20 protein-coding genes are annotated in these 26,105 nt (G+C 64.3%); 6 read left to right on the top strand and 14 right to left on the bottom strand.

Annotated elements, in window-relative coordinates:
• Positions 1 to 24: 24 nt before the first annotated feature.
• The 4 genes from H283_RS0110480 to H283_RS0110465 all read right to left on the bottom strand — a co-directional run bounded on the left by H283_RS0110480 (position 25) and on the right by H283_RS0110465 (position 5,237).
• Complete coding sequence (locus tag H283_RS0110480; RefSeq protein ID WP_020143472.1) at positions 25 to 777, bottom strand: NTP transferase domain-containing protein; 753 nt, start codon at positions 775 to 777, stop codon at positions 25 to 27.
• 49 nt (positions 778 to 826) lie between these two features.
• Positions 827 to 1,096: a hypothetical protein gene (locus tag H283_RS0110475; RefSeq protein WP_156023120.1), complete on the bottom strand. Its 270-nt coding sequence runs from the start codon at positions 1,094 to 1,096 to the stop codon at positions 827 to 829.
• Positions 1,097 to 1,330: 234 nt separating this feature from the next.
• Positions 1,331 to 1,612, bottom strand: coding sequence for an ASCH domain-containing protein (locus tag H283_RS24715; RefSeq protein WP_051103606.1), 282 nt, complete (start codon positions 1,610 to 1,612; stop codon positions 1,331 to 1,333).
• 340 nt (positions 1,613 to 1,952) lie between these two features.
• Positions 1,953 to 5,237: an SIR2 family protein gene (locus H283_RS0110465; RefSeq protein ID WP_196805964.1), complete on the bottom strand. Its 3,285-nt coding sequence runs from the start codon at positions 5,235 to 5,237 to the stop codon at positions 1,953 to 1,955.
• 624 nt (positions 5,238 to 5,861) lie between these two features.
• Between H283_RS0110465 and H283_RS0110460 the strand changes: the two genes are divergently transcribed.
• The gene (locus tag H283_RS0110460; protein WP_156023119.1) at positions 5,862 to 6,602 is read left to right on the top strand and encodes a hypothetical protein; all 741 of its coding nucleotides are present in this window, start codon (positions 5,862 to 5,864) and stop codon (positions 6,600 to 6,602) included.
• 477 nt (positions 6,603 to 7,079) lie between these two features.
• Here H283_RS0110460 and H283_RS24710 read toward each other — a convergent pair whose 3' ends face one another.
• Complete coding sequence (locus H283_RS24710; RefSeq protein ID WP_020143467.1) at positions 7,080 to 7,529, bottom strand: hypothetical protein; 450 nt, start codon at positions 7,527 to 7,529, stop codon at positions 7,080 to 7,082.
• A 396-nt stretch (positions 7,530 to 7,925) separates the two neighbouring features.
• Between H283_RS24710 and H283_RS0110450 the strand changes: the two genes are divergently transcribed.
• Together H283_RS0110450 and H283_RS0110445 are read left to right on the top strand one after the other, a co-directional pair.
• Entirely contained in the window at positions 7,926 to 9,791 is a 1,866-nt protein-coding gene (locus H283_RS0110450) for an ATP-dependent endonuclease (protein WP_196805963.1), read from the top strand.
• Between the two features lie 293 nt (positions 9,792 to 10,084).
• Positions 10,085 to 11,218 carry a hypothetical protein gene (locus tag H283_RS0110445; protein WP_020143465.1) on the top strand — a complete coding sequence of 378 codons (1,134 nt, stop codon included), beginning with the start codon at positions 10,085 to 10,087 and terminating at the stop codon, positions 11,216 to 11,218.
• A gap of 544 nt (positions 11,219 to 11,762) precedes the next feature.
• Here H283_RS0110445 and H283_RS27670 read toward each other — a convergent pair.
• Positions 11,763 to 12,773: a hypothetical protein gene (locus tag H283_RS27670; RefSeq protein ID WP_156023118.1), complete on the bottom strand. Its 1,011-nt coding sequence runs from the start codon at positions 12,771 to 12,773 to the stop codon at positions 11,763 to 11,765.
• Between the two features lie 569 nt (positions 12,774 to 13,342).
• Here H283_RS27670 and H283_RS27185 point away from each other — a divergent pair.
• Both H283_RS27185 and H283_RS27665 read left to right on the top strand, forming a co-directional pair.
• A complete protein-coding gene (locus tag H283_RS27185) occupies positions 13,343 to 14,146 on the top strand; it encodes a DUF2971 domain-containing protein (RefSeq protein WP_196805962.1) in 804 nt (267 codons plus the stop codon).
• A gap of 708 nt (positions 14,147 to 14,854) precedes the next feature.
• Complete coding sequence (locus H283_RS27665; RefSeq protein ID WP_156023117.1) at positions 14,855 to 15,619, top strand: hypothetical protein; 765 nt, start codon at positions 14,855 to 14,857, stop codon at positions 15,617 to 15,619.
• Between the two features lie 181 nt (positions 15,620 to 15,800).
• Here H283_RS27665 and H283_RS0110425 read toward each other — a convergent pair whose 3' ends face one another.
• The 8 genes from H283_RS0110425 to H283_RS0110390 form a co-directional block, all read right to left on the bottom strand.
• Positions 15,801 to 16,910: a PASTA domain-containing protein gene (locus H283_RS0110425; protein ID WP_156023116.1), complete on the bottom strand. Its 1,110-nt coding sequence runs from the start codon at positions 16,908 to 16,910 to the stop codon at positions 15,801 to 15,803.
• Positions 16,911 to 17,254: 344 nt separating this feature from the next.
• Positions 17,255 to 17,917 carry a hypothetical protein gene (locus tag H283_RS0110420; protein WP_156023115.1) on the bottom strand — a complete coding sequence of 221 codons (663 nt, stop codon included), beginning with the start codon at positions 17,915 to 17,917 and terminating at the stop codon, positions 17,255 to 17,257.
• A 153-nt stretch (positions 17,918 to 18,070) separates the two neighbouring features.
• On the bottom strand, positions 18,071 to 21,322 hold the full coding sequence (locus H283_RS24705) for an SNF2-related protein (protein WP_020143459.1): 3,252 nt from the start codon (positions 21,320 to 21,322) through the stop codon (positions 18,071 to 18,073).
• A gap of 141 nt (positions 21,323 to 21,463) precedes the next feature.
• Entirely contained in the window at positions 21,464 to 21,877 is a 414-nt protein-coding gene (locus H283_RS0110410; RefSeq protein WP_020143458.1) for a VOC family protein, read from the bottom strand.
• A gap of 284 nt (positions 21,878 to 22,161) precedes the next feature.
• A complete protein-coding gene (locus tag H283_RS0110405) occupies positions 22,162 to 22,851 on the bottom strand; it encodes a DUF72 domain-containing protein (RefSeq protein ID WP_020143457.1) in 690 nt (229 codons plus the stop codon).
• 37 nt (positions 22,852 to 22,888) lie between these two features.
• The gene (locus H283_RS0110400; protein ID WP_020143456.1) at positions 22,889 to 23,947 is read right to left on the bottom strand and encodes a zinc-dependent alcohol dehydrogenase family protein; all 1,059 of its coding nucleotides are present in this window, start codon (positions 23,945 to 23,947) and stop codon (positions 22,889 to 22,891) included.
• Positions 23,944 to 24,843, bottom strand: coding sequence for an NAD(P)-dependent oxidoreductase (locus H283_RS0110395; RefSeq protein ID WP_020143455.1), 900 nt, complete (start codon positions 24,841 to 24,843; stop codon positions 23,944 to 23,946). The genes H283_RS0110400 and H283_RS0110395 overlap by 4 nt, the downstream gene beginning before the upstream one ends.
• Before the next feature lie 134 nt (positions 24,844 to 24,977).
• Entirely contained in the window at positions 24,978 to 25,193 is a 216-nt protein-coding gene (locus H283_RS0110390; protein WP_020143454.1) for a hypothetical protein, read from the bottom strand.
• Positions 25,194 to 25,382: 189 nt separating this feature from the next.
• Here H283_RS0110390 and H283_RS28110 point away from each other — a divergent pair, with 189 nt between their 5' ends.
• Complete coding sequence (locus H283_RS28110) at positions 25,383 to 26,099, top strand: ribonuclease H (protein ID WP_020143453.1); 717 nt, start codon at positions 25,383 to 25,385, stop codon at positions 26,097 to 26,099.
• The last annotated feature ends 6 nt before the right edge of the window (positions 26,100 to 26,105 follow it).

Below are 26,105 nucleotides of genomic sequence, written 5' to 3'. Positions count from 1 at the left end.
GGGTTGCGGAAGCGGAGCGCCCGTCTAGCGGGACGTGTCGAGCTCTTCGGGGGTGTCGACGTCGCGGCCCGTCGCGAGGTCGCCGCACTCGACGAGCTCGTGCGGGGTGGTGCGGAAGTAGTGGCGGGCGCCGTGGTCGCCGGTCGCCGAGGCGATGACCGGCTCCCAGTGGTCGCGCCCGATGAGCGCCGGGTGACCGGGGACGCCGTCGTATGCCGCCCGGCGGAGCGTTGCTCGGAGCTCCTGATTGGTGGGGGCTGGGGTGTCGGTGGCGTCCGGGAGCTCGACGGCGTGCTCGTCGGGGGTGGGGTGCGGCGAGTGCGCGTTGTCGACGTGGCCGGGGGCGTCGAGCACGCGGGCGACGACCTCGGGCGTCAGGTCCGGCAGGTCGACGAGGGTGACGAGCACGGCGTCGACGCAGCCCTCGCCCTCGTGGGTGGAGCGGGTCAGCGCCGTGAGCCCGGCGCGGAGGGAGGCGCCCATGCCCTCGTCCCAGTCTGGGCAGGTGACGACGTCGACGTCGCGGCCGAGGGCTGTGACGATGGCGGTGACTTCTTCGGCGGCGGCACCGACGACGACAGTGATGCCGGAGCATCCCCCGGCGTGCAGCAGTGAGACAGCGCGCTCGACGAGCGTCGGCTCATTGGGGTGGCGGCGAACGAGAGCCTTTGGGCCTCCCATGCGCCTGCCGGCGCCGGCAGCAAGGACGAGCCCGCGGACGTGGGCCGCGCGTCCATGCACGGCAGCCGGGTGGGGTGCGGTGTCGCTCTCGCTCACATCCGGAACCTACCCGGCGGGATGCACTTGTCTGCTGAGGCGGGGTTGCTCAGATCGCCGCGTGGCCCATGTTGATGAGCAGCACCATCTCGTTGTGGAGTGGGCCCTTGTCGGTGACCGGCACCTGCGTGTACTGCTCGGCGAGCGTCAGGATGGCGTGCCCGACGTCCGCGATCGGGAACCTCACCGGCGCGGGTGGGATGGGCACGAGCGCGGCCGCCGGGTGTGGCACTGCCAGAGCTGCCACGGCGACGAAGAGTGCGATCGACGCGCGGCGTCGGATGCGCGCCGGACCACGCCGCCTCACTGCTGCGGGCATGGTGCCGGTGGTGAAGGACTCTGTGCCACAGACGTTTTGGCTTCGATTCGTGGTGGTCATCGAAGTCCACCTCCAGTCCTACGAGAACTCCGGATCCCCCACTGTGGGCCGGCCACTGCGCCATGTCTGTGCGCACGGGAACACACTGACCAGAACGTGGCGGATCGCGAGAAGGAGTGTCTGACCGCCGCAGGGGCATCTCCGCTGTCAGGGAGCGGTGGCGACCCGTCGCGGTCAGACGACGTGGAACTCGATCCGGTAGACCAAGGTGCCGTCGCGGATCGGCCCGGAGTGCGCGGCTCGGTCACGCAGCGCCTCGAGGTCGGTCTCGCCCGATGCGCGCACGTCCTCGTCCGTCACGGCAGAGAAGGGCACGACCTCCATGGAGTCGACCTCTACGACGACCCCCGCGGTCCGGTATCGCCCCCCGACCTTGACCTGCGGACGGTCCCACCGGCGGATCGTCACGGTGATCTCCCCGCGGGCCACCGCGTCTCGCAGTTCGCGACTGAACATCACCTCGACACGTTACGTCCCGCAGACCCGCCCTGGTCCAGCCGAGGGCAGAAGTGAATGTCGCCCAGCAGTATCCTTGGCCATCCGCACGCCCTAGTCGACGGCCTCATGCAGTTGTGGAGACGGCGCAGACATGGTCCGAGTAGGCGCCCCGGCCCATTGGCCGCCTGCGTCAACGCCTTCGCTTGACCGCCCGGACGCAATGCGCAACCCAGGGGACCGGCTCTGAGCAGAAAGGCCGCGGGCGGCCAAGTGATTGCCTCACAACTGGACGCCGATTCCGCCCACTTTGACGCGATGACGCCCGCCCGCGGGGTGCGCACGTGGGTCGCGCCACGCTCTAGTCGAGCAATATCCCCAAACGCAAGGCTGCCTCGCGGAGCGTGTCCCAGTTCCCCTCCCGCTTGACTAGATTGAAGAGCAGGGGCCGCAGGTAGTAGTCGCCGTAGAAGGGCTCTACAGTGCGCTCCATAAGGGCGGTCAAGAAAGTCGAAAGCACCTCCGGCGGTTGCTTGAGGAAGTCGTCCGGGAGTTCTGCGAGAAGGTCCGCGTGCGCGTTTAGCCTCGCAGGCGACCTCACGGTTAGCGCTACTGCTTCCTCCAGCTGAGCTGCGGGAAGCCAAGGTACGCATTCGGCGAGTTCGGAAGCCTCGCCAGCAGTCAGGACCATAGGGTCTGCCCGATTCCGTTGGGTCCAATAGTCGCGGATCCAGATCCGCCATGCTTGTCCCCTGGCCTCGAGGGGCAGCTCACGGAATTGCTCACTAATGGACTGAAGCCATGCGGTTCGTTGTTCGCTCGAGGCGGCCGCCGTCAGCCGGTTTACCCAGACAGGTTCGGCAGTGGGGTCGGCGGTGAGGGCAACCGATGCGAGCATGCCCGCCCACCGTTGCCGCTGGTCATTGCCGAACTCATCGAGCCGGGCGATCGTCGACAGAAGGCCGTCGAGGAGTCCATCGTCTAGGAGCTCGAGGTTCCATCGGCCGAAGCTAAGCACGCCCCACCAGAAAGCCGCCGCTGTGCGTGGATCGGTGTCCCAATTACTGAGTGGGAGCAAAGCGCTGCGGCACCACTGTGGGTCGACGTCGTAAAGGTGATGGATTCGTCCCGCGATCTGGGTAAGCGCTGGGAGGCGTTGCGGTGAAGTACCGCTGAGGATCATGTCCAGGAACGCTCTGTGGTCTTCTCGCAGACCGGTCCAGTTTTCGCGTTCCTTGGCCCACGCCTGATAGAAGGTCTGGAACCAGAAGTCAATGAGGCAGCCAGCTGGGCTGTTAATCACCCGGCTGACCCAGTCTCCGGTCCGGTCATCGTCGGAGTTGGCGGCTGTTGCCTCCCACGTGGTCCAGAGCAACTCCTCCGTGTGCGGCGTGCCGACCCAACGCTCGGGAGCGTCCCGATTAGCGTTCATGAAGAACTGGGTCATGGCGTTCAAATGAAGACGTAGATCTAGGTCAAGGAGCAGGTTTATGACCTGAACTTGATCGTCCGGGTCCTCGACGAACGTCCATGCCCTGATGATCGTGTCCCGCAGTTCCGGTGCCTCCTGAACATGGCGCCAAAGCGCGAGGCCGTCGCGCGGATGCATGCGGATTGTGTCGGCGAGCATGCTCAAGGCGTCGTCCAGGCTTGGCAGGTCCTGACGCGGGTATGCGGAGGGCTCGAAGGTCTGGAGGTACGCGGTTGCGGCCTTGGGGTCGTCAAGGACCTTGGCGTGGAAGCCCTCAGTGGTCATGGGCGGGGCGCTCTCGTGCCACCCGACTTCCATCCAGCTGCGGAAGCCCGGGTGTTCCTCGGGCGTGAGCGTGGGGTCGACCTCTTGCATCTGTGCAATTGCCGCGGTGAGCCTGTCGGAGCTAGCGCCATGCTTATGGAGCCAAGCGAGCAGCTGAAAGCACGCGTACCGAGTGACGTCATCTGGCCCTGCAAGAGGCAGCGCCAGAACCAAAGAGTCGATGGCTTCTCGCCCCGCCTGGGGAGCCGCGGAGCCCACAAGTTCGTACAGTTCTTGGGCTACCTCACGATCGAGGAGTAAGTCATCGGCGACAACTAGACCCAGCTTTTGGTCGGGCGTGAGCAGGTCGGAGACGGTGTAGGCATGCAAGGCGAGACGTTTGTACAGCGCCTGTCGGCTGGCGGACCACCGTTGAAGCACGCGGGCAGCTTCTTCGGGCCGATCAGATGCCATCGACACGATACTGTCGCGCGCCGCGTCGATGACGGCGTCGAACGGTTCGCGATACTGGTCCTGAGCGTGCGGCTGGATGGCTGAGCGTCGAAATGCGAAGCGGTCCAAGGTTCTGCCCGCAATGACGTTCTCAAAGGTGTAGTGCTTGCGAATGGACGCCTCGGCCAGGGCCAGGATGTCTGTTGCGCGATCCGGAAGCATCTGGCTGATGACCTTGTTCCAGCCTTCGGTCAGCCAGTGCTCGGAGCCGCGAGTGGCTGCTTCGAGTGTGGGACCGAATAGCCCGTAGCCGCGCTTCGGAAGCAACCGGGGCTCGATGAGGTGCTCAAAGAGTTCAAGGGCGATCTCGGGGTCGTTGTCGGGATCGGTATCCATCAGTGCGTACTCGAGGAAGTCGACCTGACATTCCGGTCGGTCCTGCCACATGAGCAGCCGGAGCCATCGACGGTGGTGTGCTGGTCGAGAGCCATCTTGGGCCGAGCTCAGCGCTTGGGCGAGCGCGTGCCACAGTGTGAGGCTGACTTCTCCGCCGGCACCAGTGAGGGTGTTCCAGGCCGCATCGCTGTGCTCTGTTGTCGACACGGCATAGTTGTTTGCGAACCAGCGGGCAAGCCTGCGGAGGACTTCGTCGTGGGGCTGATCTGCACTAAACAAGGCTTGGAAGACATGCTGGGTCGCCGCCCATGAGAGCCATTTGAGGCGCTCGGCGCCGGAGCAGAAGAAGTCAACGCGGTCCTGACGGCGAATCGATGCCTCGAGATAGGACTGTTCCGGGGGCGAGAGTTCCGCGGCGGTCTCGAGGAGACTGCGGATACGTTGCCGGTGGTCTAGAAGGCCCATCTCTGCGAGATCAGCCCATGCGGCCAGGCATTCGGTTAGCGCGCTGTGGTCATCGTCTTCGACTGGGTAACCCACGGGGTTGATGCCCAATCGCGCCCACATCGGATCCTGCGGCTGATGGGTGAGTACGTATCGCGCTGTGTCTCGACCCAGAGCGAGGCCCAGGTAGCGCATCACAAGATCGCCGTGACTGTAGCCCACGAAGAGCACGGTGTAGTTGCTGAACAGTTCGCTGAGGAACCGGGTTGCCCAAGCTTGACGCAGATACGCGTGGCCGAAATCGCGGTCCGTGACCACTAGACGATCGGAAGGCCCATCTGCGGCGCCGTGGAGGTAGACGAGTCCGCGGAAGTCGTGGCCAAGTGGCAGGGCGGGCGCACGATGCGTTTCGAGGTGAAGACCAAGCGAGTCGGCGACTGTCGACAGGTGAAGGTCGTAGTTGGTGGTGACAATGCGTGGAACCCCGCGGGCGGCGAGGCGAACCAACGCTTGATGATTGGCGTTCGGCCGAGAGTCAGGTGCGTTCACCAGCAGCCGGGCGAGGTCGTGGACCGCGATCTCGGGGTCTTCATCCAACTGGCCGAGCAGTGTGTCCAACCTGGTCTCGCCACTCAATGGAGTTCGGGACAAGGTTGGATTGCACACGTTCCACGATGCGCTCCGCCAACCCCACGAACGTGGGAAGAGACGAGGGTGCATCCAGCGAGATGCCAGCGCCAGTGAAGATGACCAACCGCTCATCGTCGAGGGCCGTTAGGACCTCCTCGGGGATTGAGACCTGCCCTAGCCGCACGCTGGGCTCCTTCCGTTTGCGCCGCCCATGAAACCACCCGTTGACCCACCATGAAGCAGAGCCTCGCTTCCGAACGCTGCACCGCCGCACGAGGGGTGAACACTTGAATGCGAAACTCTCCGGCGGTACAGCCGCAATTCTGGCAGGCACCTCAGTCACGGCATGCAATTACCGCGCGCCGCGTGACACCCGGATGAGCTCGATGTCCCGTTCCGAACTCGAGGCATGCGTTAATCGGCCGCGACTCGCACTGGTCTGGACCGGCGCGAGGTGGCATGAAGGTGGAAGTCCATCGTTCACTCACGGTCACGCACTCCGTCACCGGCGACCGTCCGCCGCGTCGGCGACTCCGGGATGCTGCTTCAGCAGTGGGCCCGCTGTCAGGGCTAGGACCCTGGCTAGGATCGACAACTGTGCGTAAGCAATTGGTGGAACACGAACGTGTCATAAACCTAAGCGCCGCGGTCGCAGCCTTGGTAGTGGTATTGCGAACGACCCTGCTGGCACTTCCCGAGCCGTTGCCTTGGATGGCCGAAGTCGGAGAAGTCCTGTACGACCTGGGACTCGCCTGGATTACTGCTTGGGCCTTCCAACTTCTCGTCGTAGTAGTGCCCGCAGAGCGAGAACGTAGGAGCTTCAATGCGCTCATGGCTCCCCGAATCGATCGCCTGATCTCGCTCGGTCTAGAGATGAGAGACGCCATCCGCGAAGACACAGGCGGCTCTCGCCAAGACTGTTTTGACTTTGACGCCGCGGACGTGTCAAAGCTCTGCGGCACCAGGAGTCTCCGCGACGACGCGCCCGGATGGTCAGGAGATTGGGGAAGGGTTCTGCGGCACTGGGGCAAACTCGCCGAGAAGTACAGGGCGAATTTGCGACCCTTCTACGGCCGCTTCTCCAATGAGCTTCTGGAGGCGCTGGAGGAAGAGGAGAAAAAGATGGATGAGATCCTGCGCATCGAACGTTTTGTGAGCGCGGCGGATCTACCCGACATGCGGAAGCTCGACGACTCAATGTTCCGTTGGCTGACGAGCCTGCACATGTTGTATGAGCTTCGAAAGGAGAGCATCGCGCCGGATCGTGAGCTTCCCCGCAGTGCAGTCGAGCCGGGTGTGGTGAAGGTGCCGATGGACGACATGGTGAGCCAGCTTGAAGCCCTCAAGAGATGACTCGCCATTGCCCCAATGTGCGGGCCAGGGCGGACCTGCCCTGCAAAGAGAAGCCGCCGGATAAGGCGGCCGCCGAATCGCTGTCCGCGGTAGCTGCCACGCCTAACGAAGGCCTCCGTCGGTTGGTGAGCCATGCCGCCGAACCGGCTGCCTGAAGAGCTTAGATCCGCGTCAAAGCGCCGCGAGGGGGCTTGGGCCGGCGACATCCACGAGCGCGCGACCGCCTAGTCGTCGGCGAGCATGACGTTGATGAAGTCTCTGATGTCGCGCATGGAGCCATCCTGTCTGCTCGCGGGGAGGCGTGTGAGAACTCGCGCAGCACAGTTCACATCGCGTCGCCGGGGTGGCCCCGGCACGCTGGCTGGGGGCGCCTGCCGAACCCGGCGCGACGAGGCCCAGCCCGAGTGCGCCAAACCGCGGCCAAACGCCCCGCACGTTCGCGGACTCCTCCGTAAGGGCGGTAATGGAACTGCCTCATCAGTCATCAGGAGGAGTCGCCTTGTGGTGGCGATCGACAGCTTGCGCGGCTGCATAGATGGCCCGATCGAGGTCCTTCGCCGCTGACTCGGCGCGCTCCACCTCGATGGTATATGGCCCTAGCCTCACGACGCTCATGTCCAAGTGATAGCCGAGGCCCCAGAAGTGAGCTTCAGCATCGCGGCGTGAAACGCCTGCGTCCACGCCACGCTTCTGAAGACCGCGCCCTTCGCCCATGGCCCAATCGTCGAAATGGGTGATCGCGTTCCGCATCTCTCGGATCCCTGGCAGAGCCTCAAGGTAGCGTTCCCGCGCGCTGGCAAGTGCGTCGCCGACAGACGTGGCCACTCCCAGCTCGGCGAGTGCTCTCTGTTCCAATCCCTCAGCGGCGAGCAGTTGAACAAGTGCGAAGACTAGGTTTCGCGCCTCAATCTGCTGGGCACCCAGCATGCCAACTCGCTCGTCTGTTGACTCGTCGAGCCTCCGGATCGCAAGCTGAACGGCGCGACGCCACCACCCGCCTCTGAAACGGCAATCGCGTAGGGGTGGTCTGCAGGCGACCATTCGACGTCGGAGGACAGTTCGGCCACGGAGCGTTTGTACACCCTGGCCTCTAGCGATCGGGCTCCCTACTCCGCCGCTCGTCGATCTGACGACTTGATGGGCGGACTGCGATGTGGCTGCAGGTGAGCGTCGGCTCGTTCATGCATGATGATGGCCGAAGTAGTTGTCGAGAGGCAGGGGAACCGTATGGCTATCCAGCGAGGGGTTACCCCAGGGAAGCGGCTGCGGTGCCACAGAATCCACTTCGAGGGATACAAGCGGTTGGCGAAGACGTCGTGCAATGTGAGCCCCTATCTGCTCGCCTTCGTCGGGCAGAACGAATCCGGGAAGTCCTCAGTGCTGACAGGTCTGGAATGGCTCTCTGAGGACGAGCAGACCCCGCTGGACAAACTCGATCGGGCACGGACCAACAAGAAAGAGACGGGTTGGGTCGTCGGCGCAGAGTTTGTGCTCGGCGACGCCGAGATCGATCTGCTCAGTCCGCTCGGGTTTGAAGAGGTACCGACCACGATCAGCATTTGGAAACAGGCCGACGGAGAACTCCTCACTGCGTTTAGAGACCCGCGCGACCCGAAGCGCGACCCCGCGCCGTTCGCGGCCGCCACCGCGGTCTTGGCCCGCGCCAAGCAACGGCTCCATAAGCAGATTCAGGAGACCGGCGTTGCGCTGGACGAAGACGAGGAGGAGCAGGGCCCCGAGGTTTGGATCACCAGGGTCGTTGAGCGACTTGACGATCCAGAAGTCGATTGGGATCCAGCGGACCAGCAGGCGGCCGAGTGTTTGGCGGTCTGGCTCGACGAGCCGCCGCCTCGCGGTACGAAACCGCGAGACTCGAAGGCCGCGGGCCTGATCCGTGCCGCAGCGTCGATAGGACGTCAGCCGCACCCGCGAGACACCGGCATCCAGCTGTTGCATAAGCGCATCCCGGCATTCCTGCTGTTTCGCGAGGACGACCGGATCTTGCCGACCGTCACGCCCGTGGATGTCTCGAGTCGTTCGAAGACGCCTTCCGCGATCGAAAACCTCCTCGCTGTGGCAGGAGTCGACGTCGATTCCGTGTGGCGGGCCCACCAGAGCGGTGACTCAGGCGAGAAGAGGACACAGCTGGACACCGGCAATAGACGACTGGATGACTTCTTCGGTCAAGCCTGGAATCAGTCGAACATATCGGTAAACATCGACGTCGACGAAACAGGTCTCCTTACTCACGTCATCGATCTGGACACCCGACGCTACACGAGGATCGAAGAACGAAGCGAAGGTCTGCGAGCCTTCATCACGCTCGCCGTCTTCCTCGGGTCGCAGGACCTCGACGTCCCTCCCATCCTGCTCATTGACGAGGCCGAGCTGCACCTGCACTCGGACGCACAGGCCGACTTGGTGGGCGGACTGTTAAAGCAGGTCAACGCAACCCAAGTCTGGCACACCACCCACTCACCGGCATGTCTGCCAAGCGACCTCGGGACCGGCATTCGGCTGCTCGAACGGCACGGAGAGAAGAGCGAGATCAAGTCACACTTTTGGACGAATCAGGAACCGGGATTCGGTCCACTGCTCTACGCGATGGGTGCGGGAGCGGCCGCCTTCTCGCGATGTCGCTGGGCTGTGCTTGGCGAAGGAGCGTCCGAAATGATCCTGCTACCGACCCTCATTCGCATCGCGACCGGCTTAGAGGACGTCCCGTACCAAGTAGCCCCAGGGCTCTCGCACGCCCACGGGCACGGCCTCGACGTCGAGGAGGTCGCCGCGCGGGTCATCTACCTGGTCGACGGCGATAAGCCCGGCTCCGCCTACCTGGCCACCCTCCGCAAGCAAGCGGTGCCCGAGTCCCGACTGAAGTCGCTTCCTCCCGGCACTTCCATTGAGGATCTGCTCGACCGAGACTTCCTGCTGGACGTTATCGCCAGACTGCTACCAAGTGGCGCATTGCGGCCGACAGCAAAAATCTTCAAGGCATCCCAAACAGCAGGATGGTCGATCAACAAGTGGGCGGACGACAACGGCGCCGCGATCGGCAAGGTCGCCCTCGCATACGCGGTCATCGACCGAGCACCCAACATCGTCCTCGCGCCCGGCGCCGCTGACACGCTTCGTGACCTCCACGACCAGTTCATGGTCGCCTTTCAGACCGGCGAACGAGGTGCCTAGCTTTCATCCGCTGTAGGACTTAGACCCTTCAGCGTTTAGATCTGCGCTCCACAGAAGGGAGCGTCACACCGCCGCGATTGCTCCTACGAGCGGCCGATACGTGGCCAGCAAGCCACTGAGCACCCAACGCCAAAGGGGCTCGAGGGCGCCCAAATCGATAGCGGCGCGATGAGATAGATCCACCGGGACTGGACTGCGCCAACCGCGCGGCACATGCGAGCGAGGGTTCCTGTGACGCGACGGTCATTGCATAGGTCTTCGGCGATGCAGGAGTCATCTGCTTTGATGCACCCATGAGTCCGATCAGCGACGCGCAGGTCGCGAATGCTGTCCGCATTGGTCCCTACTGGGTGCAGACACCTCCGGAGGTGAGGCCCTCCGACTGCACTCGTGTTGTTTTGGACAGCAACGTCCTTATCGATACCCGAACTTGGTTCCGCGGCGACTCTAGAAACCCGGCAGAGGTCGCCGAGCTCTGGGAATGGATTCGTGAGGTCGTACGCAAGGGGCGGGGAGCGATCGGCGACCAGTGGTGCTTGCCCCTTACTTCTCCGGCCCTCCTCGAGCTTTCTTGGAGGCATGGCGAGGGGGGGCCCGTCGCGGACGAGGCGGCCGAGTACCTCTCCCAAGTCGCGGCTATTGCCATGTGGGACAGGAGCACGTTCCGAGATCGTCGTGGCCGGGCTGCGGTAGGGCGGCCAGTGCCGGTCGATAAGCAACGCCTCGCCAATATCCGGGGGGAGCTTCGACGAGTCGACTTCGACTACCTTCCTGAGTTTGTGGGCGACTGGGCTTCTGTGCTCCTGCTCCTTCCATTCCTTGATCGCGCCGCCGCTACCAAGTCTGTCAAGGTGCGCAGTGCCCTAGCCGAGGAGTGGCGGGACCTCCGGGCGTTGCGGGGTGTTGGAGCCAGTGCCGAAGTCAAGATGCTCGCCCAATACGTCTTCTTCGGCGGCGCAGAACAGGTCATCGCAGAGAAACGCATCCATGAAACCGCGTTGCTGAAGCGAAGCGAGTGGGCCAAGCATGGCGTCGGGCGAGTGTCCCGGAACGTCACCTTTGACCTCAAGATGCTGCGCAGCTACAGAGAAACGATCAGCCGAGGTAAGCCTGGACCCGGACCCCAGCCGACAGCGCTTGTTACTCGTGACGGCGGCTTGGTGGCACTCCACTCCTTGATCGTGGCGCCCCTCTACACGGGGGAAGACCTTGATATTGGCACCGATGAGGGCTGGGGCATGATCAGCCGTCTTCCTGAGCGCTCGAAACTCAAGGAACACTGGGCGGCCATGTCGGATGAGCGCAGAACCGATCAGGCTCTAAAGGACGCTTTCGCAATGAAGCAGCTTCCGCCTGCTCAGGAACTGATAGACCAGATGCCCCGATGGATCGACGAGGTGAGTCGCGCAGTGAGCGTCCCGGCTTGACGGCGCGGAGGTTGAACGCGAATTGCAGGCAGGAAGGGGAATGCTGTGCCAGTCGTGTGCGGCGACACCAAGCCTGCGTCTGGCCTCCCTTTACATGGCCGTGCAGATGCCAACCGCCATAACGAGCTACCCGAGCCACTTGCGCCGCAACAGATCGCTTTCGTCTGGACACCTTAGATGTGATGCGTCATTCCGCCCCTTCAGGCCCTGGCACAAGGGTTTGCGCTGACGAGGTAGGCAAGCTGGCCCTACAAGCGGTCTGTCCGACTCCCATCAGAACCTTCGACGCAAACTTGTGCCGCAGGCTCGCCCCAACGGATGAGGAGACTCTGCCCAATCCCCTGTCCCTGTTGACCCACGACGGGGGGGCGAGGATCATCCATTGCGTGGGGGACGACCGACTTGCCGGCGAGGGCAAGGGACCAGAGGGAACCGTCTGGCAATGCCCGATGTGTAAGGCGAGGGCAACTGCGTCCAAGGCGCCGTTCTGCGACGACGATCAAGTGACTTATGTCCCCCTCGCGGCTTCGCCGCCCCTTAGCCACTAGAGCGCCTTGGGCTGGCCCGCTGCGTCGTCCATAACCTGGAGCGTGGCCCCGTAACCATGCGCGCTAGCGATTGCCGAGAGGTAAGCGATCCAGCCAAACAGTGCGAACGCCGCACAAACTACAGCAAGCGTCCAACCCGACACCTTTGTCGCCAGCAATGCGAGCGTAGTTCCGACGCACGCAATCGAGACAAATACAAGAGTGCAATACATGTCAAGTCGCGCACGAAATTGATCATGTTGCAGCTGAACGGATGCTGAGACCAACTGTTTGTTCCGCATGACAAAAGTGCGAAGATCGCTCCCTGGATTTTGCAAGGAATCTTCATAGCGTCTTTGGACATTGCCGAGTCGTGTCGGAAGCTTTCGAGCCGAGGCGGCGGTATAGTCAGCCAGCTGAATATCGAGTTGCTCGACCTTGACAACTTCCCACGGCCGGCAGTAGCTCCACCACCGAATTTGTCCGTACGTGTCCTTGATTGGTCCCTCATCTAGCGGGGTCCTCCTACCGGAGGCCGCCTCGAGTTCCAGGTTATTGATGACCTCGATCGGCACGTTCTTGCGCAATAGAATTGGACGCGCCCAAGCGAAAGCGCGAACCCCAGCTTCCTTGCGTTGCTCCTGAAGCCTAGCGAATCTCGCAGCTTGGCGCTTAACTTGAGTACTGCGAACGAACCGCAGTGGACTCGGCCTTATCCAGTATCCTTCTAGTACGCGAATTGAGCCGTATGAAAAGGCTTGCGTAATCATCGTGGTCAAGACCATGACCGGGATTACGAGAAGAAGGAAGGCGCCCACATCTCTCGTAATTCGCGACAGCGCATCGCCAAGCTCGTGCACCTCTGGATAACGAAACTGATACTCCACCGTGAAGGTAGAGGCGAAGACGGCCGCAGGCAGCCAGGCGCTCAGACTGAGTTGCTCCAGAATCTTCGCGACGAATTGCGACAGCGTCGCGAGGCTGCCATCCTCTGCAGCCTTCCTTCCGGCAGACGGTTCATCGCCCACAGGGTTGAGTATGCGCCGAGAGTGGTCGTCATGCTTGTACCCGAATCGGCGCGTCGAGGGCGCTTAGCTGCCCCAGGATCGCCTTGCGCCCGAGCCCGCCTGCTGTCGATCGTGCCAACGCCTCATTCGCCCGAAGCCAGTGATCCAAAGGACAGGCATGGGAGTGGCGCCCCGCGTCACACCGCCGCGATCCGGGCCAAGCCCACAGCCTCGCCCTTCCTTCACCCGCAGTCATCTGAGTGCGGTTCTGTCCGCGCGGAGGGCGGGAAGTGCACGTCGAGCGCCTGGAACCGCCCCGACTTCACTACCGACATCCCGGGGTCTGCGGCCTCCTCGGGGTGGCCTTGCGAAGCGCACGGCCGAATCCGAACCGGTACAGAATGGATTTCTGGGCGCAGCCACCTTGGCGATGCGGGGCCAGTCTGCACAGCAGTCGTTGATAGCCGAGGCTCCTTCGTGCCGGGGGGATGAAGTGGCCGTATGGCCGAGATATAGGGCTTAAGCACCGCCAGGGCCCTCGTCCAAGCTTCCGCCTTGGTTTCGCGGTGACGCAAGGTAGGGTTGGCTCTGTGCCAATTGAGCCTCAACGAACGCTGTTTCACTACACAACGCAGTCGGCCTTTCTTGCATACATTTTGCCTTCAAGGAGGCTTCGGCTTTCCGAGTTGGCACGACTCAACGACCCGCGCGAGAGCATGGACTGGAGCTTGTCGCTCTCGGACGATGCGGAAGTCGCGTCCGAGGCGAAGTTCGACTTCTTCGAAATTGTTGCTCAGTTGAACCGCGCGATGCGAAGTGGGGTCAAGATTCTCTGCTTGACTCAAGATGACCCTGATTACGATCCGGACAGCATCAACTGGCAGTTTGGACCCGGGTATGCACATCCGAGCATGTGGGATAGATATGCGCAAGGTCATTCGGGCGTATGTTTAGGATTCGATCGCATCAAGCTCATCGAATCGTTTAAAACATGCCTTGGGGAGCGCGGAACCCTGCTCCATGCCCCCGTACGTTACAGCGACTCGGCCCCAGGAGACATGCCCTTCACCCTGGCAACCTCTGCCCTCAGTGTTGGGATCGAGAGAGCCGCTCTTGATCACGCGGCCGCAAGAGCCAACTCCCTCTTCTTCCGCAAGTACAGAGACTGGAGCCCCGAAAATGAGTATCGACTCCTACTCCTCGATACGGAGCATGATGACGCTTACATCGAAATAGAAGCGGCGCTCACCCATATTGTCTTCGGAGCGAATTTTCCACACGACGCGATCAGGATGATTGATCGAGCACTGCTGCCCGGCCATGTCGCCATGCACATGATGCGATACTCGAACGGTGCACCACAATTATTCCCCTGGATCCGCGGCCAAATGTAGGCATCGTGACGCGCGGCGGTCCGCCTGAGATTCCGGGAACGACGTCGCCTGATGCCCCTGTGGTTCAGGGCGGATGGACACGTCGAGGTCTCACTCAACAACGGTCGCAAGGTGCGTCATGCCGGCGCCGATCGAACGGCCCGCCACTCACCCCGCACGTGGTGGCGGCTCATCACCCGGTGTGCCGTTTCAGTGGGATCCCATCTTGGGCCTGAGTAGTCAGCCGAGATTGACCATGGGGTTTGATGATCTCGACGAGATCAGTGGCTGGGCGCCAAGAACACCCCACGCGCGTCCCGGGTCCCGAAAACTGCAGAGCAAGTTGGCGGGCTCAATCTCGATTGCGTGGCAGAGTGGCGCCATGCGAGACGAAATACGGGAATTGGAGTGCCCGAGCTGCGCTGGGGCGCTCACGGTGATCGACCACCCGATCATGGTTGACCAGCTCGCGGAACCTGTGCGGTGGACCGTGGTCCGTGCCATGTGCACTGGCACTGGCCGCGGCTGCGCCTTAACGGAGGCGCAGATCCCCGAGCGCGAAGCCTGATCGCCCATCGTTGGTGACATAGACGCCGCGCGCGTGAATGCCAATGTGTTGCGTCACTCCGCCGCCTCAGGGACACTTCCGGATCTCTACCGCGTGCGGGTCGGGCGTAGCCAACGGTGGGTCGCCTCATCGATCACCCGCCCGACGTGCAGGCTTAGCCCATGCCTGAAGACCTGACAGAGAAGTTGCTCCAGTGGGTGGAGGACAGCGGCCGGGCACTCGAACTTCGAGTCGCTCGAGCCTTCACAAAGCAAGGGGGCGCAAAGTACGTGCGTCAGTCGATGCCATTCCAGGATCCAAACACTCCAAGTACGACGCGTGAGGGCGACGTACTTGCCGGGTACCACTGGATCGCGGACGGGCTATCAATCACGGTCGAGGCAACCATCGAGTGCAAGTCCGGCAAAGGCTATCCCTGGGTAGCTTTCTTCGATGACGTATGGGTGAGGCCCGACCTGCCTGACGAACTAGCCTCCATCGGGGGCGCCTGGCCCAAGGACGACTTGAACGCTTTGGCCGCAGCAATCAGCAATAGCGGTGTTCTCAGAAGTGTGGAAATGCCTACGCACGCCCTGTCAGCGATGGGTAAGGACAGCGTGAACTCTGTGATGGACGCAGCGCGTCAAGCAGTGAGCTTCGCCCGCGGTCGCTCCACGCTGAACGGATCCTTTGCTGACGACCCGGAAGGGACTACGCCTGTGACGGCGGCGATCCCGATCGTAATCACGGAGGCTCCCCTATTTACGTGCCGCTTGTCCGAAGTGGGACAGATTCAAATCGACGAGGTCGATCGTTTCGATGTCTGGGTTGAGACTGGGCAGTACCAACGCGTCCGAGTTCTCATCACTACAGAGGAAAGATGTCGCGAGCTCGCGTCCGAACTTAGTCGCCTCCGCAGCGACTTAGTGCGGTTCCGGAATCAGTAGTTGGCCGTCCGAACCACCCCGACACGGCAGAGAGTCGTTTGCCCCGCGTGCGCTGGACAGTCGGGGGGCGGGCGTCCCACCCGCACGGCCCGGCGACTCAACTCACCATGTCTCTGCCGGCGACCTTGGGGGCGCGTCTTACCGCCGCGATTGGACCGCCCATGCGCACAGAAGACCACAATCAAGCGCGCGCGGCGGTCTGGAGGCGATCCTGGAGCAGGTGCGCGACAATCCTTTCCCCCGGTCGCGAATAAGCCAGAGTGACCCGAGCGTCCCTCGCAGTTCCTGGTGCGGGAAGCTGAGCGCGGACAACCCACCTGTTCTCCATCATGGTCCCGCGCTCCTGACCGTCTGCCCCCACTGCGTCTACCAAGCGCATCTCGTTGATCCCTAGGGCTCGCAGCGCGTTCTTCGCATCACCGAGCCGCATCCCGACAAGGTTTGGAACCATGAGAGTCGCCGCTTCGTCGGGCCCCTGCGCGTCCAGCGTCAGTTCCTTATAGGCGGCCAACAACATTCGAATCCGACGCCCCTGAGCGCTGTTTGGTTCACTGCGGCTCATCTCACCTGCGTTCCGATAGAACGCTTCGGCGACTGCTCGAACGCGACCCGGGTCCACTTCAGCGAATATGTTTGCTACTAGGAAACTGAGGGACAAATCCAGAACCCAGTCGTCGGTTTCAGTGAACTTGCCTCCCAGCCATCCCACCGCTTTGGCTGTTGCCCCGATGCCGCCACCCATCGTGAAGAAGCCCACCGTTGCTCCCGCAGCGGCGCTGCCCACGACAAAGGCCAAGTTCTCCATTGTCGAGACTTTGCCTTCAGCAATGTCGTCGGCCAACGCCCGGTAGTACGCCTGAATGTCGGAGCACGACATGTCCATCCCGGACAGGTACAGCAGTGTATTTGCTCTTGTGCCGGTGCCACCGGAGTCTGGACCCGGCCCGGGCAGGAACTGGTTGCGCACGGCCCAGACGACGGCGAGCGCCGCTCGCCAGGGCTCGTCGATCGGTTCGAGAAGGGTGTTCATTGACTGCAGCCACTCGATTCCGCCAACCTTGCTCGAGTGCCACATGGCCGTAACCAGCGGTCGTTCTTCCGGAGTGAAGGACTCCGTGCCCTCGATCAGTTCGGTCACGCGGAAATCGGTGATCCCAAAGGATTGGCCTTCGTCCTCGCTTAGACCTCCAAGGACCATCAGCTCTCCGATGTGAAGAGCCCGGACGACGTCGCGCGGTGGATCTAGGATTGCCAACGCCTGAGGAACTTCGACATGCAGAGCAGCGCACATGCCCGCCATGATGCCCGCGGGACGGCCGCCATGCAGCAGAATGGACGCAGTTCGAAGGGGCGCGATGCTGGAGTTGGGGCGACTCGCCCCCCTCGCAGCGGGTCATGCTGGGCCGGGCCGTCGAGTGACTCCTGAGCGCTTAAGAGAGGCATGAAGGTTGCGCGAGGGCACCCACTGCACTCAGCGACTGCGACGTCGGTGGGCCCTTCGGTGGGCTCGTCAGTCTGCCCGCCGGGAAGCGGCAGTGTCCTTCTGCCGCGTGCCGGTCGGCCCGGTAGATGGCGGCGTGTCGTGATCGGCCAAGAGTCGCAATCGGTCGTCCCCTCGCCGGATCGAGCTGCGGATCACTCGGCGAGCGGGGCTGAGGCGACGTGAAAACGCTCGCTGAGTAGCCCAAGACGGTCAGCATCAATTCCGGTGGCTCGTGCCCACTGCCGACGGGCCGGATGCGGCACTTCGAGCAGCGCGCACACCGGCGCTGACGGGAGCGAACGCCAGAACATCTGGGCGAACCTCCCCGCTGCCGCCACCGTCGTCGCAGGGCCGATGGCCATCAAAGCGATGCGGCGCTCGAGGTCCTGAAGGAGGAGCTCAGCCAGCTGCCTTCGAGGCGCTCTCAGTTTCCAGATCTCCCTTGCACGCGATCGGCGTAGACCCTCGACTTGAGTCCATTGCTTGTCATCCAGCGGAGTTGCCGTCGTGATGGCTTGGCGCTGCAGTGGAGCCTGGCTGACGTTGACGATTGCCACACGGAAATCGCCGCGCTTCTGTCGGTGGGCAACTTCCTGTCCGAGAGATCTGTCCGAGTAAGTCCCCGCCAAGAATGCGAGGGCGTCCCTTCCGGCGCGTCCGGCCAGGGGGTGCTTCGCGTGCAGCTCGTCGACATGAGGAGACTCAAGGAGGATCACGACGTCCACCGGCGATACGTGTCCACCCGTGAGGTCGGGCACGAGAAGGTTCGGGTAGGCACCGACTCCGGTCCCGTTCAAGTACGCCTCGACTGTCACGCACAAAGGCTAGCCGTGGTGAGCATAGTGAGTCGGCGCGTCCTCGCCGGACGACCCGCGCCTGACAGCAGCCCACTCGCCTGCATCCTTCCGCCGCCAAACCAGCGGCTGACGGCCAGTGGGTACTGGGCGGATCAGGCCGGTCTGCTGCCACTATCCAGGTACTCCGAGGATGCAGGCCGCCACTCGCTGGGCTAGCGGCTCGACGACGGTTAGGCGAGTCATGCCTTCCTCGATGGCGGCCAGCTCCAGAGGGACACGTTCGAGTGTTGGTTCGATGTCCTTCAGGCGGCTATACGGGCTGCGCCTGCGCGAATTCCTCGTTGCCATGATTGTTGGCTTGACGCAGTTCAGCCACAGGTCGGCGGCCTGGTGAAGGTCCACACGACCTGTCTCAGAGTCACCCGCCGCCAGCGCCGCGAGATGCTCCCAGCGTTCCGCTTCGTCGGCTCGGCCTTGCGCACGCGCAAGCCCAGCCCAGCGTCGCGTCATCCGGTGCATCTGGTCGAGAGCGCGTTGGTGCCTGCGAGGGAGGAGCCCCACCTCCGCTCGCTCGGCTCGTGCGAGCAAGCGGCTGAGCAGGTCCTCGCAGCGGTCGTCGAACTCAGCACCGCGCGGGTTGTCGGCTAGGAGCTCCCGAAGGCGGTCGGAGACGTGGTTGAGCCCAGTGACGGGCTTCGAGTGTCCGTCTTCGAGGAGAAGCCAGCGCGGGGCCCCGGTGGCTCCACCACGGATTGCGAGGAAGGTCCATGCGGTGGGTGTGCGTATCGGGCTGATCCGCGCGAGTACGCGCTGGCGGGTGTCACGGTGCGCCGCGTAGGTTTGAACGTCGATGAGCGCCGTCGGACCCGTCACCAGTGCTCGCACGGGCTCGAGCGCATCTTGAAGCCCATCCCATTGATCGCGGTTCGCTTCCGCGATGGCGGCGAAGTCCATGGGGCGGACGAGCGCTCCGGGTGCCGCCGGGATGGGCAAGTTTGAACCTAAGAGCGAGGCGCTCTCTTGATTGCGGGCGGCCAAAAGGTCATCAGCGCGTGTGGCGAAGGCCGGCGAGTCTGCAGGCCAATACACTTCGATGCGGTCGTGGGGGCTGTCCATGCGGTCGACTCGGCCGACCCGCTGCTCTGCTACTCGCAGAGTCGTTGGCATGTCGAACTGCACGACCGCGGAGCCCCCCTGAAGGTTGATTCCTTCGTTCATGGCGTCGGAGCACAGCGCGATTCCGCGCGCCGTGGAGTCGGCGGCGAAGATGCGTCGCACCGCCTTGCGTTCGCTGGTAGCGCCACCCGTAGCGACGACGACCTGTGCCTCGACGTCTCCGATGTGTTCCCGGATCACGGCCAGCGTGATCGGGTGGTGGTCGAATGCGAGAACTCTGTCGTGACGGCTCGCGAGGTCGGCAACGAAGTCGGCCTTCCTCTTCTCCCGCCGGCTCCCCAGCTCGTGGGCGAGTCGTTCGAGCTCGCAGTAGCGCTCAAGCTCCTCGTTGCAGGCTGAGCGCCATGCTTGAGGGTCGGTGAGCCAGTCCGGGATGGGGCAGGTGAGCTCGATCGGAGGTGGCCCGGCGTCCATGGCCGCCGTCACTTTGGCGAGCATGTTGCCGGTGGGTTGTGGCTTAACCAGCCCGACGATCCCCAGGCGCGTGACAGCCTGCTCGGTCCCGACGATGTGCTCTAACAGGGCCGCTTGGGATGAGCGCATCGCGGCACGTACTTGGTAGGCAGCCAGCCCTCGAGCGGCTCCGACCCGGCTGTCGAGCCACTGCGCTTCGGTGTAGGTCCTACGCAATCCGTCGGGCAGGCTGATCATCTTGCCGATGCGTGCAACGCCGGTCAGAGCGGCAGCTACCTGTTTGATCTGCTTAGCGATAGCGCATTCATCCTCGCCCTCGCCGGTGGCGTAGGAGGCGCTGACGTGCGTTGGATAGCGACAGATGCGTCCGGTGACCGGATGCCTGTACGCCTGCGGTTCAGCGTCGACGAGCTGGTTGAGCATGCTTTTGGTGCGACGCACGGTGAAGCGTTGAATCTCGGCCCGGAGCAGGGATCGTTCCTCCTCGGTCAGGCTCCAGTCAGCCGCGGACCGATGCAGCCGATCCAGGATCGTCAGGGTTTCGTCGGCGAAGTTGTCGGCCCCGAGCTGATCCACAAGGGACAGCAGGTCTTGCGCGCTACGGTTGATCGGGGTTGCCGTGAACATCAGGACGTGATCGGCCGATGATCCCCGCACGTGATGAGTGCGGTTGGAACTGAGGGCCAAGAAGTTGTGCGCTTCGTCAATCGCGAGAATCTGCGCGGCAGCGACGGCGTCTTCTTCAACACGCGGTCCCTGTTTGGACTCGCGGCTTAGCAGGCCGTGCGACACCGTGTTGACGGTCAAACCGCAGGACACCGCCTCGCGGCGCCATTGCTCTTCGACTGCCGGAGGGCACACCAAGACCGTCAGATCGCCGCGGACCCGTCCGGTGCTCCACAGCCGGTCCCGCACGGCTCTGGCTAGGTGGGCGCCCATTCGCGTCTTGCGTGACCCTGTCGCGTCCGCGACGAGCACACTGCCCACGTTGTCGACGACCCACAACGCCTCTGCGATCCCGGCGACCTGGCTCGGCCACAACCGTGAAATGCCCGCCGTTGAACCCAAGTAGCCGGCAGCCCACTGACCCTCAAGTAGGTCCGCGCATGCTCGAGCGAGTGCCTCTTGCCACGACACGAATTGCAGCATGTCCCGCAACAGCGTCCGGAGCTCGTCGGCCCAGTCTTCGCCCACGGACCAGAAGTTCTCGGCCGCCTGGCGGGCGCGATCGTAGCCGTCCCGGTCCGTGGTCCGGTGGTGCCGCACGTTGGCTTCGAATTGAGAGCTGAGACCCGCCTCCGTGAAGTTGCTAGAACCCACGGTGGCTGCGGAGTCGCCCACGTAGATCTTCGCGTGCAGGCGCGTGCGCCCGGGGACGAAGCGCACTTCGAACCAGCCAGCATCGAGGGCTTCGATGGCGTGCACGATCTTCGCCGAAAGGAGCAGCGAGACGCCGTGTTGCTCCATCCAGTAGGCGCGGACGTCGTCGGTAAACGCCTTCGCCGATGAGCCGAAAGACACACGTTCGGTGGCAAACGGCTCTGTTCCGAGCAGAATCCGTACCGAGCGCGGTTCCGGCTTGTGACCCAGAGCCGCAACAAGCTCGATGATCTTGGTGATCGATGCGAATCCCGCCAGCACCAAAGGCGACTGCGAGGAAACCAGGTCGCGCCAAACCTGATCCCGCACGCGACTCCCAAAGTGGTTCACCGGGAAGAGCGTCGGGTCAGGCCAGCGCATGCGACCCAACAGCAAACTTAGCTGCGGCTCCGGCGCGGATGAGAACAAGTCAGGCTCGTTCACGGCCGCTGCGCCGCGCCCCTTCCTTGCCATGGTGCCTCCATCGACGAGTGACGGCCCGACCGTAGAGGCCAGGACTGACAATCGTTCTTTCGGCAGATGTCAGACAAGACTTGGGGTGCGTCTATCCGCCGCGAGGTGACTTCCCGTCCGCGGCAGCTCCGCTTGCGTCGATCACTCGAGTCTCTGTGCGACGAAAGCCGCGATTGCCTCTTGTGAGGGATGACCCCATCCGATGCAGAACGGGTGACCCGCCGGGTCTGCATAGACCTGGTGGCCCTCCTCGCTCGTAAGGTCAGGAGCCTTCTTGAGCAAGCGAGCTCCGAGCATCATGGCCCGCTCATGAGCCTGAGTTGCGTCCTCCACGTGCAGGTCGAGATGCACCTGCTGTGGGGACCCGTCAGGCCAATGGGGTGGGACATGGTTCGGGGCGTGCTGGACGCCGATTCTCCAGTTTCCGGCCTCGTCGATGACGCACTGGAACTGCTCGTCTCCGAATACGTGCCCGCCGACGAGGCCAGCCCAGAATGCGCCTTCGGCGTCGACGTCGGCCGCATCAAAGACCGTGACCTGCCTGATGATCTTCATCCTTCTGGTCCTCTCATGAGCTATGCCGGCAAGGTACCCAGCAAAGAGGACGGTCTACTTCCGGAAGGGGCGAACCGAGTCGCGCTGTCGGGTAACTGGACGCGCCGTGTGGCCCTCCGTTCAAGTACCGGTGGGCTTTGGTCGCGGAGAGGATGCAGTCGGGCTGTTGGTCGAGCTACTTACGGGCTCGGTCGTCCCGCATCGTGGTGCATGCGTGGGCCTGGCCGGGGATGCTGGCTGCGTCTATCCGCCGCGAATAGGCGTCTGCCTCTTGGATCGCACTTTCAGGCACCTTCGCCAGAGAGGAGGGCGAGGAATCGCTCTGCGTCGCCGGTGCGGGGCAGGTTGTTGAACATGACGTAAGGCCTCGGGCGGCCGTCGACCAGGTCCCGCAGCCGGCGGAGTTCGTCATCCGTGTGGACGTGGCGCGAGCCCGTCGTGCCGTGCAGTCGGTAGTAGGTCTGCTCCGGTGTCACCGTCTCGGTCTGCATGGGGTCGACGACGTGCACCAGGTCCAGCTCGCCGCAGAGCTCCTCGAGCAGCTTAGTGGGCCACTCGCCGCGAGGCTCCCACAGCAGCCGACCGGCCGGACGCTCCACCTGCGACAGGAAGTCACGCAGCCGCCGCACGTTCTCGGCTGTCGGGCGGAAGCTCTTCGGGCACTGGAGCAGCACAGCGGTCGCCCGCAGGATGCGGGCGCACTCGAGAGTCCGCTTCCACCCGGCAAGGACCTCGGGCGTCGTCCGGAAACCTCCCACCTGTCCATGAGCGCTCTCTGGCAGAGGCTGTTTCAGGCGCCGGTAGGTGGGGCTGTTGGACTCATGTGTGACGATCTGCCACGCCTTCATCGTGAACTCGAAGTCGGCCGGGACCTGACTGCGCCAACGGGTCAGCACGGCGTCCGACGGCGGGTCGTAGAAGGTGTTCTGCACCTCGACGACCGGAAAGCGCCGCACGTACGACGCCTGCGACACGGTCCACCCACACAGCCCGACCCGAACGTCCACGGCCCTAGCGCTCCCCGGGGTGGCTGTCGCCAAGGCTCACGACGGTCATCCCGGCGGCTGAGGCCTGATCCGATGTGGCCAGGGCCGCACCGGCGACTTCGAGGCGGATGACCTGGCCGACGAGGTCGGCGGGGCGGAGGGTGCCGCCGTCGATCAGAGCGAGCATCGCGGGGTAGTCGCGAGCCGGCATGCCGTGTGAGCCGTAGATCTCGAGCTCCTGGGAGATGACGAGGTCCATCGGGAGCGGCGGGGTCGCGTTAGCACCGAGTAGCAGGCCCGCCTGCACGTGGCGACCACGCCGTCGCAGGCTGCGCACCGACGCCACGGCCAGCTCGGGCGAACCGAACGCGTCGATGGAGACGTGCGCACCGCCACCCGTGACCTCCCGGATCGCCGCGGCCACGTCTTCGACAGCCCCACCATCGACGACTGCCGTAGCACCCAGCGACGAAGCCCGTTCCAGCGCAGCCGGATTCACGTCGACGGCGACCACCCGCGCACCGAGCGCCACCCCGATCATTACCGCCGAGAGGCCGACCCCGCCGCACCCGTGCACCGCCAGCCACTCACCAGAACCAAGCCGCCCGTGCGTCGTCAGCGCCCGAAACGCCGTCGCGAAGCGGCACCCCAGCGACGCCGCCGTCACGAAGTCGACCGAGGCCGGCAGCCGCACGAGGTTCGTGTCGGCGCCGTGGATCGCCACGAGCTCGGCGAACGACCCGGGCCCCGTGAACCCGGGCTGCGTCTGGTCGGGGCACACCTGCGCCTCGCCGGCCAGGCACCACGAGCAAAGGCCGCACCCGCACACGAACGGCACCGTCACGCGGTCACCGACCGCCCAGTCACGCACGCCAGACCCGACCGAGGCCACGACACCGGCCAGCTCGTGACCGGGCGTGTGAGGCAACGACACGGGGTCGTGCCCCTTCCACGCGTGCCAGTCCGAACGGCATACGCCCGTCGCCTTGACGGCGATCACGACCCCGCCCGACGGACACTCGGGCTCCGGCACGTCCCGCAGCTCCGGCATACGCCCGTAGTCGTCGTAGACGACGGCCTTCACGACGCGTTCGGGTCGTCCAGGACGTCGCGCCACGAATGCTGCGGCGAGTAGCCGAGCAGGTCGCGCGCCTTGTCGATGGAGTAGAAGGTCTCGTTGCGCCCCATCGGCCGCCGCAGCTCCACCCCGTCGTAGAAGCGCTCGCGCACCTCGTCGGTCGTCGCGGCGACGGACATGTCGGCGTTCGCGACGTTGAAGACCTCGTAGCCCAGCCCGTCGACCTCGAGGCAGCGCTGCACCATCTGGCCGAGGTCGCGGGTGTCGATGTAGGCGAAGATGTTGCGCCGCCGCAGCGCCGGGTCGGTCAGGAACGGCGGGAACATCTCGGCGTACTCGTGCGGCTCGATGACGTTGTTGATGCGCAGGCCGTAGACGTCGAAGCCGGTGCGGGTCTGGAAGGAGCGCGCCGTCACCTCGTTGGCCACCTTCGACATCGCGTAGGAGTCCTCCGGCACCGTCGGGTGCTCCTCGTCGACCGGCACGTAGAGCGGCCGCCGCTCACCCTGCGCGAAGCACACGCCGTACGTCGTCTCCGACGACGCGAAGATCACCTTGCGCACGCCGAGCCGCGTCGCGGCCTCGAGGACGTTGTACGTGCTGAGCACGTTCGTCGCGTACGTCTTCGCCTCCGACGTGAGCAGGATCGCCGGCACGGCAGCGAAGTGCACGACGGCGTCGTAGGCCGGCTTGGCCGGCAGGTCGAGCTCGTCGAAGCGCGCCAGACCCGCGAGCGCCGAGTAGACCTCGCCGGCGTCCGTCAGGTCGACCTTGAGGTCGTCGACGGCCGTATGCCGTAGCGGCACGAGGTCGGCGTTCGTGACCTGGTGCCCCTGCTCGGCGAGGAACGTCGAGACGTGCTTGCCGGCCTTGCCGCTGCCGCCCGTGAAGAAGATGCGCATGCCTCGATCCAATCACCGATCCGGCGCGAAACCCCGAGCGTGCTCACGCCGGACACGCGCGCAGCGGCGGCTCGGGTCCGAGGGAGTCAGGATCCGAGCCGCCGCTGTCATTCACCTGGTGAGGAGCCGGCCTCTCAGCAGAGAGACTCCGCGACTGCGTTCTTGGCCTGGCCCCCGCCGACGGCCTGAACGAGCTGCCCCACGTTCTCGAATCCGGGGACCCCGCCGCTGTTCACCGTCTTGTGCACCTGACCGAAGCACGCCGACGCGGACGGTGCTGCGGAGGCGCTGCCGGCGAAGCCGACCAGGGCGAGAATGGCGATGGACCCCGTGGCGAGAATGCGCTTCATGAGACATCCCTTTCTGTTGGTGGGTGCGTGTCACCCATCCGTCGGTTCTTCCGCACGAGGGATGCCTCCGGATGCAGCCCGCGCCGACTTTCTTCTGAGGGGTCATATCCGAGGGGCGCGGAGGACGGCGGTGCGGTGGTGTCCGCCGTCGTCAGTACGCTCGGAGCCGCAGAAGGGAGGAGCCGGCGTATGCCGTCGGCGCCCCACGTCGACCGAGCCACGAGGAGAGCCGTGCTGGCCAAGTACCCGGGTCGCTGTGCCCAGTGCCAAGCGTCCATCGCACCCGGCGATGAGATCGTCAGCGCCGGCCGTGACGCCACCACGTGGGCGCACGCGGACTGCGGCGCGGAGCTGGCCCTTCCCGGATTGTCGCCGAGTCGGACGACGGCGGCCCCGCCGGCCCGCGCCACGTCGGCCAAGGCGGCCAAGGCGGCCAAGGCGGCCAAGCCTCGGACTCCCAAGGCGCCCATGACGATCCCGGACGGGGCGACCTTCGTCTACACGGACGGCGCCTGCTCAGGGAACCCCGGACCCGGAGGCTGGGCGTGGGCGATCGACCGGCAACGGTTCGCGTCGGGGTCCGAGAGACCGAGCACGAACCAGCGCATGGAGGTCCGTGCCGCACTCGAAGCCGTCACGGCCATCCCGGGCCCGCTGGTCGTCGTGAGCGACTCGACGTACGTCGTCAACTGCTTCCGCGACCAGTGGTGGGCCGGGTGGCTGGCGCGCGGCTGGACCAACTCGCAGAAGAAGCCGGTCGCCAACCGTGACCTGTGGGAGCCGCTCGTCCGCGCGGTCAGAGAGCGCGAAGACATCGCCTTCCAGTGGGTGAAGGGACACTCCGGTGACGAGATGAACGACCTCGTCGACGAGCTCGCCGTCGCCGCCAGCCTCGCCGGCTCCTGAGCTGAC

It is taken from the genome of Terracoccus sp. 273MFTsu3.1, assembly GCF_000383675.1.
In the GTDB taxonomy this organism is placed as follows: Bacteria; Actinomycetota; Actinomycetes; order Actinomycetales; family Dermatophilaceae; genus Terrabacter.
This window is presented reverse-complemented; position numbering and strand designations above follow the sequence as displayed.

Excerpts from the sequence above, each read along its gene's own strand:
- H283_RS0110475 (WP_156023120.1), bottom strand. The coding sequence starts at position 1,096 with ATGCCCGCAGCAGTGAGGCGGCGTGGTCCGGCGCGCATCCGACGCCGC.
- H283_RS24715 (WP_051103606.1), bottom strand. The coding sequence starts at position 1,612 with ATGTTCAGTCGCGAACTGCGAGACGCGGTGGCCCGCGGGGAGATCACC.
- H283_RS24710 (WP_020143467.1), bottom strand. The coding sequence starts at position 7,529 with ATGCTGGGTGCCCAGCAGATTGAGGCGCGAAACCTAGTCTTCGCACTT.
- H283_RS0110445 (WP_020143465.1), top strand. The coding sequence starts at position 10,085 with ATGAGTCCGATCAGCGACGCGCAGGTCGCGAATGCTGTCCGCATTGGT.
- H283_RS27665 (WP_156023117.1), top strand. The coding sequence starts at position 14,855 with ATGCCTGAAGACCTGACAGAGAAGTTGCTCCAGTGGGTGGAGGACAGC.
- H283_RS0110425 (WP_156023116.1), bottom strand. The coding sequence starts at position 16,910 with ATGTGCGCTGCTCTGCATGTCGAAGTTCCTCAGGCGTTGGCAATCCTA.
- H283_RS24705 (WP_020143459.1), bottom strand. The coding sequence starts at position 21,322 with ATGGCAAGGAAGGGGCGCGGCGCAGCGGCCGTGAACGAGCCTGACTTG.
- H283_RS0110410 (WP_020143458.1), bottom strand. The coding sequence starts at position 21,877 with ATGAAGATCATCAGGCAGGTCACGGTCTTTGATGCGGCCGACGTCGAC.
- H283_RS0110395 (WP_020143455.1), bottom strand. The coding sequence starts at position 24,843 with ATGCGCATCTTCTTCACGGGCGGCAGCGGCAAGGCCGGCAAGCACGTC.
- H283_RS0110390 (WP_020143454.1), bottom strand. The coding sequence starts at position 25,193 with ATGAAGCGCATTCTCGCCACGGGGTCCATCGCCATTCTCGCCCTGGTC.
- H283_RS28110 (WP_020143453.1), top strand. The coding sequence starts at position 25,383 with ATGCCGTCGGCGCCCCACGTCGACCGAGCCACGAGGAGAGCCGTGCTG.